Genomic DNA, 13432 nt, shown 5'->3' with positions numbered 1-13432 from the left:
ACACCCGGGCGCCGTGCTCCAGCATCGGGCGCCACGAAAAAAGCCATTGATGTTCGATGGCTTTTTTTACTCGTGCCGACCGTTCCGGACATGCGTCCCAGTGACGCATGCAAAGAGAACAGGCCACCCCACTACGCCGACTCCAGTGAACTTCGACGACTACTGCCAGCAAAAGGCCGCTCCCGATGGCTCCAGCACGTATTACGCGCTGCGCCGCGCGCCGGCCGCGAGCCAGCCGCTCCTGACTGCGCTCTACGCGCTGCGTCGCGAGCTGGAGGAAACCGTCAAGGAAACCAGCGATCCCACCATCGGCCGCACGAAGCACGCGTGGTGGCAGAAGGAACTTGCGAGCCTGTTCGGCGGCGAGCCGTCGCACCCGGTCACCAAGGCGCTCGCCGCGCACGGCGGCCAGTCGAATCCGGCGCTGGACGAAGCGGGCCGCGCGTCGTTGCAGGCGCTCGTCGACGGCTTCGGCATGGACCTCGATCAGGCGCGCTATCTCGACTGGCCCGGCCTCGCGCGCTATCTCGGCCAGACGGGCGGCGCGTTCGCCGTCGCGGTGGCGCGCGTGAATGCCCGCGACGCGGCGCAGGCCGCCGTCTGGGCCGCGCCGCTCGGCTCGGCGCTGATGCTGGCCGAGCGCGTACTGGAACTCGGCGACGATGCGCGCCACGGCCGCATCTATATCCCGATCGACGAGTTGCAGCGCTTTGGCGTGACGGCCGCTGACCTCATCAACCGCAAATACAGTGACGACTTCACGGCACTGATGCGCTTTCAGGTCGACCGGGCGCGCAAGTCGCTGAACGACGCGCTCGCTGCGATTCCCGCGGGCGAGCGCGCAGGCCAGCGGCTCTTGCGCGCGCAGGCGGCGCTCGCGCTCGCGGCGCTCGACGAAGTCGAACGCGAAAACTTCCAGGTGCTGCATCAGCGCATCGCGCTCACGCCGATTCGCAAGCTGTGGATCAGTTGGCGCACGCGCTGACCCTTCACGCGACGATCAACGGCAACGGTTCGAAGCGCTGTTGCAGGATCGCGCCGGCATCGAGTTCGAGCCACGCGCCGAGCACGGTTGCATAGAGCCGGCGAAAGTCGACCGCGACCGGCAGGTTGCCGTTGCCGTCGATGCGCGCGAGTGCCGGCATCGAGCCGTACAGCCCTCCGCGCACGCGGCCGCCCGCGAGAAAATGCGGCGCCGCGCTGCCGTGGTCCGTTCCGCCCGTTTGATTCTCGCGGGCGCCGCGTCCGAACTCCGAACACGTCATGATGAGCGACTCGTCCCAGCGCCCGAGCGAGACGAGCGCCCGACGCATCGCAACGAGCCCGTCCGACAGTTGTCCTAGCAACGCGGCATGCCGAAGCGCCTGGTTCTGATGCGTGTCGAAGCCGTTGAGCGTCAGGCGCAGCACGGTGATCTCGCGACTCGATTCGGCCGTGGCGAGCATGCGCATCGCCGTATCGACCGATGCGGCGAAAGACGGCGCGGCAACCTGCCGCATCGGTACGCCTCGTGTCGAGTTCTTCGCGAACGGTCCGGCCTCGACGCTGCCGATCGCGATCGTCTCGGCGCGCAGCGAGCCGCCGAGCGCGCGCGCGATCCAGCCGTCGCGCAAATATTGATCGGCGTGCGATGCGGTGTCCCAGATTTCCGTCGAGCGGAAGTGCGATAGATTCGGCTGCGCGTAACCGACGCCCTGCACGACCGCCAGCCGTCCGTCGCGCCAGAGCGGCATCAGCGGCTCGTTGGCGGGATGAAGCGCGGTGCGCTCGTCGAGTTGCAGCAGGCGGTCGCGCGCGAGACCGAGCGTCGGGCGCAGCGTGCGATAGAGCGGATCGGCGAACGGGACGACCGTGTTGAGGCCATCGTTGCCGCCCTTCAGTTCGACGATGACGAGCGTCTTGCCTGGTTTCTTTCCTGTCGAAGCCTGTGACGCGTCGACCCATGCGCCGGGTGCGCATACGGCAGCGCCGCTCATCGACAGGAACTGGCGCCGGTTCATCGCGGACCGCCGGGCGGGCTCACCGCTTGTAGAGATCGCGGACCGCTTCCTCGATATGCTGCCGCAACAGACGTCTTTCGTCGGCGGTCATGACGGCATGACGAGGCGGCCGCGCGGGCGGGTCGGTCTGCTGGATGGTTTGCATCGACGCGGACCCCTGCGGATCGCTGTTGCGGCCGCCGGCCTGCTTCTTACCGGAGTTCTGGTGCGCGCGAATGATGCGGGCGTCGTAACGATTGGGCGGCGCGGTTACGGTGCGGTCTGACACAGCGGCGTCGCGGGTCGAATTCCACGAGGTCTGCGCGTAGACGGGCGCCGCCACGGGGGGCATGGTCAGTGCGCCGTAAAGCGCGCTAGCGAGTAGCGTCTTCTTGATGATGCGCTCGGGGCGCACAGGTACGCGCTGACGCGCTCCCTTCATGTTGTTCCCTTCGTTGCTCGACAACCGGACAGTTCTCAGGCTCTTTTGCGCGAGCGGCACGGCCTCTGTGCAGCGCCGACGCGGAGCGTTGGTCTAATGAAGTATCTACCGAATGACGGGCTTAGGTAAAGGAGTGTACGCACAGAACCAAAATGGCGTGCCACAGTCCCCGTAAATTTTGTAACCAACTGTTACACTGGAATTGTTACAAACTCGGCCCCTTTCTAATCGCGCTAAGATGCCGGCATGGAAACCAAAAATCCTTCAAAAATACTCGTAGTCGACGACGATCCGCGCCTGCGCGACCTGCTTCGGCGCTATCTCGGCGAACAGGGCTTCAACGTCTATGTGGCGGAGAACGCGCCGTCGATGAACAAGCTCTGGGTGCGCGAGCGTTTCGACCTGCTCGTGCTCGACCTGATGCTTCCCGGGGAAGACGGCCTCTCGATCTGCCGGCGTCTGCGCGGCAGTAATGACCGCACGCCGATCATCATGCTCACCGCAAAGGGCGAAGACGTCGATCGCATCGTCGGCCTGGAGATGGGCGCCGACGACTATCTGCCGAAACCCTTCAATCCGCGCGAACTCGTCGCGCGCATTCATGCGGTGCTGCGTCGCCAGTCGCCGTCGGAACTGCCGGGCGCGCCTTCGGAAACCACCGAGGTGTTCGAGTTCGGCGAATTCGCGTTGAATCTTGCCACGCGCACGCTCACGAAGAACGGTCAGGAAATTCCGCTCACCACGGGCGAGTTCTCGGTGCTCAAGGTCTTCGCGCGTCATCCGCGCCAGCCGCTCTCGCGTGAGAAGCTGATGGAGCTCGCGCGCGGCCGTGAATACGAAGTGTTCGACCGCAGTCTCGACGTCCAGATCTCGCGCCTCAGAAAGCTGATCGAACCCGATCCGAGCAGCCCGCGCTTCATCCAGACCGTGTGGGGCCTCGGCTACGTCTTCATCCCAGACGGCGCCGCGTAAGGCGTCCTGAATCCAAGTTTCGTGACCCTCTCCGGGCAGGACCAGAAAGACTCATGCGCATCGACAGGCGGCTACTGACGCTCGCGTTCGGCGGCCTGTTCTGGCGGACCTTTGCGCTGATCGCACTGTTGATCGCGGTCAGCCTCGCCGCCTGGTTTCAGAGCTTTCGCGTCATCGAGCGGGAGCCGCGCGCGCAGCGCGTGGCCCTGCAGCTCGTCGCGGTCGTCAAACTCACCCGCACCGCCCTCCTTTATTCCGATCCCGATCTGCGCCGCGCCCTGCTGCAGGATCTGGAAAGCAACGAAGGCGTGCGCGTGTACCCGCGCGAAACCAGCGACCGATACAAGCTCCAGCCGGACGAATCGCTCAATCGGCTGATCGAGCGCAACGTGCGCGGGCGGCTCGGCAACGAGACGATCATTGCGCAGTCCGTCAACGACATCCCGGGCGTCTGGATCAGCTTCAAGATCGACGACGACGACTACTGGGTCGCGCTCGACCGCGATCAGCTCGATTCCGTGACCGGCTTGCAATGGGCCGGCTGGGGCATCTTCGCGCTCGCGCTGTCGCTGTTCGGCGCGGCGTTCATCACGAGCCTCGTGAACCGGCCGTTCGCGCGGCTCGCGCTCGCCGCGCGCAAGGTCGGCTCGGGGCAATCGCCCGAACCGCTGCCCGAGCGCGGCATGGGCGTCGCCGCCGAAACCAATCGAAGCTTCAACCAGATGGTGCAGGACCTCGAACAGCTCGAAGCCGACCGCGCGCTGATGCTCGCGGGCATCTCGCACGACCTGCGCACGCCGCTTGCGCGCCTGCGGCTCGAAACCGAAATGAGCCCGTCCGACGAAACCACCAAGCTCGCGATGATCGACGACATCGAGCAAATGGACATGATTATCGGCCGCTTTCTCGACTACGCGCGGCCGATGCAGCGCATGCCGGAAGCCGTCGACCTGTCGATGATCGCCGGCGAACTCGCCGCGCGTTTTCACGCGGACGAAGGCGTCGTGATGAAGACGGACTTCGCACAGGGCGCGATGATCGAAGGCGATCCGACGGACGCGCGGCGCGTGATCGGCAATTTGCTGGAGAACGCGCGCAAGTACGGCCGCAGCGAACACGACGACATCGCGCGCATCAGGCTGGAGACGCATGTGACACATGGACGCGTCGAGCTGACAGTGATGGACGAGGGCCGCGGCATCCCCGACGATCAGATCGCGCTCATCACACGCCCGTTCTATCGCGTCGATACGGCGCGCACGCAGGCGAGCGGCACGGGCCTCGGCATGGCGATCGTGCAGCGGCTCGTCACGCGCCAGCGCGGCACGCTGCGGTTACGAAACCGTTTGCCGGGTCCTGGGTTCGAAGTCACCATCGACTTCCCGGTCGTCAAGGGCGGCAAGTTCGATGCGCAGCGGGACTAGCTGCAGGAGAGCAATCAGGGCGAGAACTATCTCGCCGTTCGCCAAAAGCTATCCGATCCATTAGTCAAAATCTATTGAATTAGTTATTTAATAGAGGTATAGTGAAGGTCGTGTGACGGCAGCGGCAAGCGCTTCGGGCGTGATGTCATGCTGGCGTTACGGCGATCTGGTAATTTGGTTTGTCCTTCCAACGAACACAGGAGTAGTCATATGAAGACCGTGGGCGATAAAGTCGAAGCGTTTACCGTCACCGCTGCAAAGCCGGGTTTCAACCATCACGAAGAAAACGGCCAGTCGGCGTTCGAAGAAGTCACTGAGCAGTCGTTCCCGGGCAAGTGGAAGATCATCTATTTCTACCCGAAGGACTTCACGTTTGTCTGCCCGACCGAAATCGTCGAATTCGGCAAGCTCGCCAATGACTTCGCCGACCGCGACGCCGTCTTGCTCGGCGGCAGCGTCGACAACGAGTTCGTGAAGCTCGCATGGCGCCGTGAGCACAAGGACCTGAACAAGCTGAACCACTACGCGTTCGGCGACGTGAAGGGCGAATTGATCGACCAGCTCGGCGTGCGCGACAAGGAAGCAGGCGTCGCTCTGCGCGCGACGTTCATCGTCGACCCGGACAACGTCATCCAGCACGTTTCGGTAAACAACCTGAACGTCGGCCGCAATCCGGAAGAAGTGCTGCGTATCCTCGACGGCCTGCAAACGGACGAACTGTGCCCGTGCAACCGCGCTGTCGGCGGCTCGACGCTGTAAGTATTCGCATGCGTCACGCGCGTTCGACGGCTTGACGCCCGGCCCGCTATGCTTGTCCAGTCGATGAGCCAGCGGGCTTTTTTATCGGCATTCGAATAGGAGAAATCAATGGAATTCCTGTCTTCGATTAAAGAACTGATTCCCGATTATGCCAAGGACATTCGCCTGAACGTCGACGGGACGATCGCGCGCTCGTCGCTGGAAGGCAACGACGCGGTCGGCGTCGCGCTGGCGGCCGCCTATGCCGCGAAAGCGACGAAGATCGTGACCACGATCCGCTCGGCGGGCGTGCTGTCGCCGGAAGAGACGAACGCCGCGCTGACCGCCGCCGCGTTGATGGGCATGAACAACGTCTGGTATCCGTACCTCGAGATGGCCGGCAACGCCGAGCTGAAGACCCAGCCCGCCGGCCTGCGCATGAACGCGTACGCGTCGCATGGCGGCGTCGACAAACGGCGTTTCGAGATGTACGCGCTTGCCGCGTCCATCATCGGCAAGTGCCACTTCTGCGTCAAGTCGCACTACGAGAACCTGGTCGCGGAAGGCATGAGCACGACGCAGTTGCGCGACGTCGGCCGCATTGCGGCAGTGATCAACGCCGCAGCGCTCGCCATCGAAGCCGAAGCGAAATAAGCCGTTCGCGCGCCGGAAATGCAAAAACGCCACGTTGAAGAACGTGGCGTTTGGGTTTTTTCAGCGATCAATCGAAGTCCTGCGCAACAACACGGCCGCCTGCGCTTCGATGCCCTCGCCTCGGCCGAGATAACCGAGCTTCTCGTTGGTTTTCGCCTTCACGTTCACGCGATCGAGCGGCAATTCGAGGTCGGCGGCGATATTCGCGCGCATGCCGTCGATGTGAGGCGCAAGTTTCGGCGCCTGCGCGATCACGGTGGAATCGACGTTGGCGATCGCGAACCCCGCCTCCGACACGCGCCGGAACGCCTCGCGCAACAACACGCGGCTGTCGGCGCCGGCGAATTCCTTCGCGGTGTCCGGAAAATGCCGGCCGATGTCGCCCGTCGACGCCGCGCCGAACAGCGCGTCGGTGATCGCGTGCAGGAGCACGTCGGCGTCGGAATGGCCGAGCAGGCCGCGTTCGTAGGGAATCGTCACGCCGCCGATGATGAGCGCGCGCCCTTCCACCAATTGGTGAACGTCGTAGCCCTGTCCGATTCTGAAATCCATCGATAAAACCCTGCTGTAAAGAGATTAGGACGCGGCGCCGAGCATCGCCGCGGCGAGCGCGAAGTCTTCCGGATACGTGACCTTGAAGTTGCGCAGGCTGCCCTGGACGAGCCGCGGCGCATGGCCGAGCCATTCGATCGCGCTCGCTTCGTCGGTGAGATCGTGGCCGTCCTGCTGCGCGCGCTTGATCGCGTCGCGCAGCATGCCGAGCCGGAACATCTGCGGCGTCTGCGCCTGCCACAGGCCATTGCGCGACTCCGTGCGGGCGATGCGCCCTTCTTCGTGCACCACGCCTTCGGCCTCGATGCGCTTGAGCGTATCCGCGACCGGCAGCGCCAGAATGCCGCCGACGGCGTCGTCCTTCAGCTCGCCGACCAGCTTGCGGATCATGTGCGGCGTGATGCCGGGGCGCGCCGCGTCGTGGACGAGCACCCAGTCGTCGTCCTTCGCGCCAAACCCGGCGAGCGCGTGAAGCCCGTTGAATACCGACGCCTGCCGCGATGCCCCGCCGCAGCGCTGGACCGCGAAACGCAGGCCGGCAAAGCGGCGGGCATCGAAATGGCTATCGTCGGGAGCGAGCACGACGAGCGTCTGCGAAAATTCGGAGCACGCATCGAAGGCGGCAAGCGTATGACCCAGCATCGGGCGGCTGCCGACGGTCTGGTATTGCTTCGGCATCGGCGCGCCCGAGCGGCTGCCGGTGCCGGCGCACGGAATCAGGGCATAGAGGCGTGCAGTCACGAGTGGGAAATGTTGCCGAGTCAAAGTGAAGCTCGGATTTTATAATAGGTCCTTCGCGACCACGCCGGTCCCGTGCACACTTTCGCGCACGAACGGTTCCCCGCACACCTTATGTCTTCAAAAGCCGTCACTTCGCAGTCCACTTCTCCCGTCGCCCTCGTCAAGGCCGGCCAGCGCTTCGTGTTCAATGGCGCCGTCGGTTCGTCCGACGCGCTCGCCATCGCGCGCTATCACGCGGCCTACCGCGAACAGGTGCCGCTTCTGACCGTGCTCTGCGCGAGCGCTGTCGATGCACAGCGCCTCGCGGCCGAAATCCCCTATTTCGCGCCCGACGCGCGCGTGCGCCTCCTGCCCGATTGGGAGACGCTGCCTTACGACACGTTTTCGCCGCACCAGGATCTCGTCTCCGAACGGCTCGCGACGCTGCACGATCTCGGCGAAGGCCGCTGCGACATCCTGCTCGTGCCCGCGACGACCGCGCTCTACCGGATGCCGCCCGCGTCGTTTCTCGCGGCCTACACGTTCTCGTTCACGCAGGGCGAACGGCTGAACGAGGCGAAGCTGAAGGCGCAGTTGACGCTCGCGGGTTACGAGCACGTGAGCCAGGTCGTGCGTCCGGGCGAATACTGCGTGCGCGGCTCGCTGCTCGATTTGTTCCCGATGGGCTCGCCGCTGCCGTACCGGATCGACCTGTTCGACGATCAGGTCGACTCGATCCGCGCGTTCGATCCCGACACGCAGCGCAGTCTTTATCCGGTGCGCGATGTGCGCCTCTTGCCGGGCCGCGAATTCCCGTTCGACGAAGCCGCGCGCACCGCGTTTCGCAGCCGCTGGCGCGAGGTGTTCGAGGGCGATCCGAGCCGCTCGTCGATTTACAAGGACATCGGCAACGGCGTGCCGTCGGCGGGCATCGAGTACTACCTGCCGCTCTTTTTCGACGAAACCGCGACGCTCTTCCATTACCTGCCCGAAGGCGCGCAACTGGTGTTCGTCGGCGACATGGACGCGTCGATCAAGCGCTTCACCAACGACACGAAACAGCGCTACAACTTTCTCTCGCACGACCGCGAGCGGCCGCTCTTGGAGCCGCACCGCCTCTTTCTGACCGACGACGACTTCTTCGCGTTCGCCAAGCCCTTCGCGCAGCTCAAGTTCCCGGCCGTGCCCGAAGGCGGCTGGGCGACGCCGCTGCCGGGCCTCGCGATCGACCGTCACGCCGACGAGCCGCTTCTCGCGCTGCGCCACTATCTCGATCAGACGAGCAATCGCGTGATGCTCGTCGCGGAATCGGCGGGGCGTCGCGAGACGATCCAGCAACTGCTCGCCGACAACGGCCTGCGCGGCGCATCCGACGACACCTTCCAGCAATGGCTCACCGGCGACGCGAAGTTCTCGCTCGGCGTCGCGCCGCTCGCGAACGGCTTCGTGCTGCCGGGCGAGGAACTGGCGATCGTCACCGAGACGGAACTGTACGGCCCGCTCGCGCGCCGCGCGGGACGCCGCCGGCAGGAACAGGCGAGCAACGTCGATTCGATGGTGCGCGATCTGTCGGAGCTGAAGCTCGGCGATCCGGTCGTGCATACGCAGCACGGCATCGGACGCTACATGGGGCTCGTGTCGATGGACCTCGGCGAAGGCGAGACCGAGTTCCTGCATCTCGAATACCAGAACGAAAGCAAGCTCTACGTGCCGGTCGCGCAACTGCACGTGATCTCGCGCTACAGCGGCGCGGACCCCGACAGCGCGCCCTTGCACGCGCTCGGCTCCGGCCAGTGGGACAAGGCGAAGCGCCGTGCCGCGCAGCAGATCCGCGATACCGCCGCCGAACTGCTCAATCTGTACGCACGGCGCGCGGCGCGCTCGGGCTACGCGTTCAAGCTCGAACCGCGCGACTACACCAAGTTCGCGGAAAGCTTCGGCTTCGAGGAAACGCCCGACCAGGCCGCGGCGATCACCGCGGTCATCGGCGACATGACGAGCGGCAAGCCGATGGACCGGCTCGTCTGCGGCGACGTCGGCTTCGGCAAGACGGAAGTCGCGCTGCGCGCGGCGTTCATCGCGGTGATGGCGGGCAAGCAGGTCGCGATTCTCTCGCCGACCACGCTGCTCGCCGAACAGCACACGCAGACCTTCTCCGACCGCTTCTCCGACTGGCCCGTGCGCATCGCGGAACTGTCGCGCTTCAAGAGCACGAAGGAAGTCTCGGCGTCGATCGCGGCGATCAACGAAGGCACCATCGACATCGTGATCGGCACGCACAAGCTGCTGTCGTCCGACGTGCAGTTCAAGCGGCTCGGGCTCGTGATCATCGACGAGGAACATCGCTTTGGCGTGCGGCAGAAGGAGGCGCTGAAAGCGTTGCGCGCGGAAGTCGACGTGCTCACGCTCACCGCGACGCCGATTCCGCGCACGCTCGGCATGGCGCTCGAAGGCCTGCGCGACTTCTCCGTGATCGCGACCGCGCCGCAAAAGCGCCTCGCGATCAAGACCTTCGTGCGACGCGAGGAAGATGGCGTGATCCGCGAGGCGATGCTGCGCGAATTGAAGCGCGGCGGCCAGGTGTATTTCCTGCACAACGAGGTGGAGACGATCGAGAATCGCCGCGCGATGCTCGAAGCGCTCGTGCCCGAGGCGCGCATCGCCGTCGCGCACGGACAGATGCACGAGCGCGAGCTGGAGCGCGTGATGCGCGATTTCGTCGGGCAGCGCGCGAACGTTCTGCTTTGCACGACGATCATCGAAACCGGCATCGACGTGCCGAGCGCCAATACCATTCTTCTGCATCGCGCGGACAAGTTCGGGCTTGCGCAGTTGCATCAGTTGCGCGGGCGCGTCGGGCGTTCGCACCATCAGGCGTATGCGTATTTGCTCGTGCACGATCCGTCCGCGCTCACGAAGCAGGCGCAGCGTCGGCTCGATGCGATCCAGCAAATGGAGGAACTCGGTTCGGGCTTCTATCTGGCGATGCACGACCTGGAAATTCGCGGCACGGGCGAAGTGCTCGGCGACAAGCAGTCGGGCGAGATCCACGAGGTCGGCTTCCAGCTCTACCCCGACATGCTCAACGATGCGGTCAAGGCGCTGATGGAAGGCCGCGAACCCGATCTCACGGCGCCGCTTGCGGCGACCACCGAAATCAACTTGCACGCGCCCGCGATCCTGCCCGCCGATTATTGCGGCGACGTGCAGGAGCGGCTTTCGCTCTACAAGCGGCTCGCGAACTGCGAGTCGAGCGATTCGATCGACGGCATTCTCGAAGAGCTCGTCGACCGCTTCGGCAAGCTGCCGCCGCAAGCGCATGCGCTCGTCGAAACGCATCGCTTGCGACTGGCGGCGAAGCCTTTGGGCATCTCGAAGATCGACGCCGGGGAGCAGGTGATCGGGCTGCAGTTCATCCCGAATCCGCCCGTCGACGCGATGCGCATCATCGAGATGGTGCAGAAGCACAAGCACATCAAGCTCGCGGGCCAAGACAAGCTGAGGATCGAGACGCGCAGCCCGGATCTGTCGGTGCGGATCGCGACCGTGAAGGAGACGCTGCGGGCGCTCGGCGCGCCGGTGAAGCAGGCGGCGCCGGCGCGCTAGGGTTCGAGCGGCCGTCAGCGCCCTTGTCCGGCGGACCGGAGGGCGCTTTTTCGGTATGATCGAACTCTATCCAGCAGGAGTCGACCATGTCCCACATCGCTGAAACGGCGAACACAGAAACCGCTTCTCCCGTCGCGCTTGCCTGGGTGAAGCGGCTCGTTTCCTTCGACACCGTCAGTCGCAATCCGAACCTCGGCCTTATCGAAACCGTGCGCGACGAACTGCGCGCCGCGGGCATCGCATCGACGCTCACCGTCGACGAGCGCGGCCAGTGGGCCAACCTCTTCGCGACCGTCCCCGCGCACGACGGCGAAACCAACGGCGGCATCGTGCTGTCGGGCCACACCGACGTCGTGCCGGTCGACGGCCAGGACTGGTCGAGCGATCCCTTCAAGCCCGAGATCCGCGACGGCCTGCTCTACGGCCGCGGCACCTGCGACATGAAGGGCTTCATCGGCACGGCGCTCGCGCTGCTGCCGAAAATGCAGTCGACGAAACTTGCCCGCCCGATCCACTTCGCGCTTTCCTATGACGAAGAAATCGGCTGCGCGGGCGCGCCGCTCCTGATCGCCGACCTGCAAAAACGCGGCGTGCGGCCGGACGGCTGCATCGTCGGCGAACCGACCTCGATGCGCCCGATCATCGCGCACAAGGGCATCAACACGTACAACTGCTGCGTGCGCGGATTCGCCGCGCACTCGTCGCTGACGAGCAAAGGCCTGAACGCCATCGAATACGCGGCGCGGCTCATCTGCTTCATCCGCGACGTCGCCGACGAATTCCGCGCCAAGGGCCCGTTCGACGAACTCTACGACGTGCCCTTCACCACCGCGCAGACGAGCACGATCAAGGGCGGCAACGCGATCAACACGGTGCCGGCCGAGTGCAGCTTCCAGTTCGAATTCCGCAACCTGCCGACGATCGACCCGGAAAGCGTCTACCGCCGCATCGAAGCCTACGCGCGCGAGACGCTTCTGCCGAAGATGCAGAAGGAGCACGAGAACGCGGCAATCGAGATTTCGCGGATCGCCTCGGCGCCAGGGCTCGACGCGTCCGAACAGGCCGCCATCACGCAGCTCGTGCGCGCGCTCACCGAGAACCAGGACAAGCGCAAGGTCGCCTACGGCACCGAGGCGGGCCTCTTCGCGAACGCGGGCGTGCCGAGCATCGTGTGCGGCCCGGGCAATATCGAGCAGGCGCACAAGGCGAACGAATATGTGTCGCTGGAACAGCTCGCCGCGTGCGAGGCGTTCCTCGGCAAGTTCATCCACAGCATGTCGGTCGACGCCCAGGGCGTTCGCTGATCCACCTACCCGCGAAGCCGCCATGTCCGCCGCAAGCCAGCACACCGACCACACGATCGACGGCACGCCGATCCCGACCCTCGACGACATCGCCGAACAGCACATGGCGCTCGCGCCGTGGGTGACGCGCACGCCGACTTTCGAGCGCCACGACTTTCCCACGCTCGAAGGCACGCCGGTCACCTTCAAGTTCGAGTTGCTGCAGGCAAGCGGCACGTTCAAGGCGCGTGGCGCATTCTCGAACCTGCTCGCGCTCGACGCCAGCGAGCGCAGCGCGGGCGTGACCTGCGTGTCGGCGGGCAATCATGCGGTGGCGGTCGCGTATGCGGCGATGCGTATGGAGATCGGCGCCAAGGTCGTGATGATCCGCAGCGCGAGTCCGACGCGCGTCGGGCTCGCCCGGCGCTTCGGCGCGGAGGTCGTGTTTGCGGAAAACGGCGCGGAGGCGTTCGAGATCGTGCGCCGGATCGAAGCGGAGGAAGGCCGCTTCTTCGTGCATCCGTTCAACGGCTATCGCACGGTGCTCGGCACGGCCACGCTCGGCTACGAATGGACGTCGCAGGCGCCGGACCTCGAAGCCGTGATCCTGCCGATCGGCGGCGGCGGCCTGGCGGCGGGCGTATCGACGGCGATGCGGCTCGCGAATCCGTCGATTCACGTGTACGGCGTCGAACCGGCGGGCGCGGACGTGATGAGCCGCAGTTTCGCCGCGAAGCACACGGTGAAGATGGGTGCGATGCACAGCATCGCCGATTCGCTGATGGCGCCGCACACCGAGGAATACAGCTACGAGCTGTGCCGGCGGCATATCGACGAGATCGTGACCGTCACCGATGCGCAGTTACGCCGCGCGATGCTGCTGCTTTTCAACGAACTGAAGCTGGCCGTCGAGCCGTCGTGCGCGGCGGCCACGGCCGGGTTGCTGGGGCCGCTGCGCGAGCGGCTGCAAGGCAAGCGCGTGGGCGTGCTGCTGTGCGGGACGAATACCGATTCGTCGTCGTTCGCGAGGCATATCGCCAACGCAACGTGAGAGCCGTATTG

Annotated in this window: 12 protein-coding genes; 8 read left to right on the top strand and 4 right to left on the bottom strand. The window is 65.2% G+C overall.

The features are described 5' to 3' along the window. Positions 1-145: 145 nt before the first annotated feature. Positions 146-985, top strand: a complete 840-nt coding sequence (locus QCE48_RS07380; protein ID WP_309785458.1) for a squalene/phytoene synthase family protein — start codon at positions 146-148, stop codon at positions 983-985. 4 nt (positions 986-989) lie between these two features. Here QCE48_RS07380 and QCE48_RS07375 read toward each other — a convergent pair whose 3' ends face one another. Beyond that, positions 990-2000, bottom strand: coding sequence for a DUF1501 domain-containing protein (locus tag QCE48_RS07375; RefSeq protein WP_309785460.1), 1011 nt, complete (start codon positions 1998-2000; stop codon positions 990-992). A gap of 19 nt (positions 2001-2019) precedes the next feature. Beyond that, positions 2020-2421, bottom strand: a complete 402-nt coding sequence (locus QCE48_RS07370; protein ID WP_309788246.1) for a hypothetical protein — start codon at positions 2419-2421, stop codon at positions 2020-2022. A gap of 246 nt (positions 2422-2667) precedes the next feature. Between QCE48_RS07370 and ompR the strand changes: the two genes are divergently transcribed. From ompR to QCE48_RS07350, 4 genes are all read left to right on the top strand, one after another. Then, entirely contained in the window at positions 2668-3393 is a 726-nt protein-coding gene (ompR, locus tag QCE48_RS07365) for a two-component system response regulator OmpR (RefSeq protein WP_062634056.1), read from the top strand. 53 nt (positions 3394-3446) lie between these two features. Next, positions 3447-4817: an ATP-binding protein gene (locus QCE48_RS07360; protein WP_309785461.1), complete on the top strand. Its 1371-nt coding sequence runs from the start codon at positions 3447-3449 to the stop codon at positions 4815-4817. Positions 4818-5027: 210 nt separating this feature from the next. Then, a complete protein-coding gene (locus QCE48_RS07355) occupies positions 5028-5576 on the top strand; it encodes a peroxiredoxin (protein ID WP_309785462.1) in 549 nt (182 codons plus the stop codon). 108 nt (positions 5577-5684) lie between these two features. Next, complete coding sequence (locus QCE48_RS07350) at positions 5685-6209, top strand: carboxymuconolactone decarboxylase family protein (protein ID WP_087630315.1); 525 nt, start codon at positions 5685-5687, stop codon at positions 6207-6209. A gap of 60 nt (positions 6210-6269) precedes the next feature. On the opposite strand, the gene ispF is transcribed toward QCE48_RS07350, so the two are convergent. Next, on the bottom strand, positions 6270-6761 hold the full coding sequence (gene ispF, locus QCE48_RS07345) for a 2-C-methyl-D-erythritol 2,4-cyclodiphosphate synthase (protein WP_309785465.1): 492 nt from the start codon (positions 6759-6761) through the stop codon (positions 6270-6272). Positions 6762-6785: 24 nt separating this feature from the next. Further along, positions 6786-7502 carry a 2-C-methyl-D-erythritol 4-phosphate cytidylyltransferase gene (ispD, locus tag QCE48_RS07340; RefSeq protein ID WP_309785466.1) on the bottom strand — a complete coding sequence of 239 codons (717 nt, stop codon included), beginning with the start codon at positions 7500-7502 and terminating at the stop codon, positions 6786-6788. Positions 7503-7613: 111 nt separating this feature from the next. On the opposite strand from ispD, the gene mfd reads away from it, so the two are divergent. From mfd to QCE48_RS07325, 3 genes are all read left to right on the top strand, one after another. Beyond that, positions 7614-11087 (top strand): transcription-repair coupling factor, encoded by a 3474-nt coding sequence (gene mfd, locus QCE48_RS07335; RefSeq protein ID WP_309794101.1) that lies wholly within the window; start codon positions 7614-7616, stop codon positions 11085-11087. An 86-nt stretch (positions 11088-11173) separates the two neighbouring features. After that, positions 11174-12391 (top strand): acetylornithine deacetylase, encoded by a 1218-nt coding sequence (argE, locus tag QCE48_RS07330; protein ID WP_309785468.1) that lies wholly within the window; start codon positions 11174-11176, stop codon positions 12389-12391. 22 nt (positions 12392-12413) lie between these two features. After that, positions 12414-13421 carry a threonine/serine dehydratase gene (locus QCE48_RS07325; RefSeq protein WP_309785469.1) on the top strand — a complete coding sequence of 336 codons (1008 nt, stop codon included), beginning with the start codon at positions 12414-12416 and terminating at the stop codon, positions 13419-13421. Positions 13422-13432 lie beyond the last annotated feature (11 nt).

Origin of the sequence: Caballeronia sp. LZ024 (genome assembly GCF_031451455.1) — a bacterium.
Lineage (GTDB): Bacteria > Pseudomonadota > Gammaproteobacteria > Burkholderiales > Burkholderiaceae > Caballeronia > Caballeronia telluris.
This window is presented reverse-complemented; position numbering and strand designations above follow the sequence as displayed.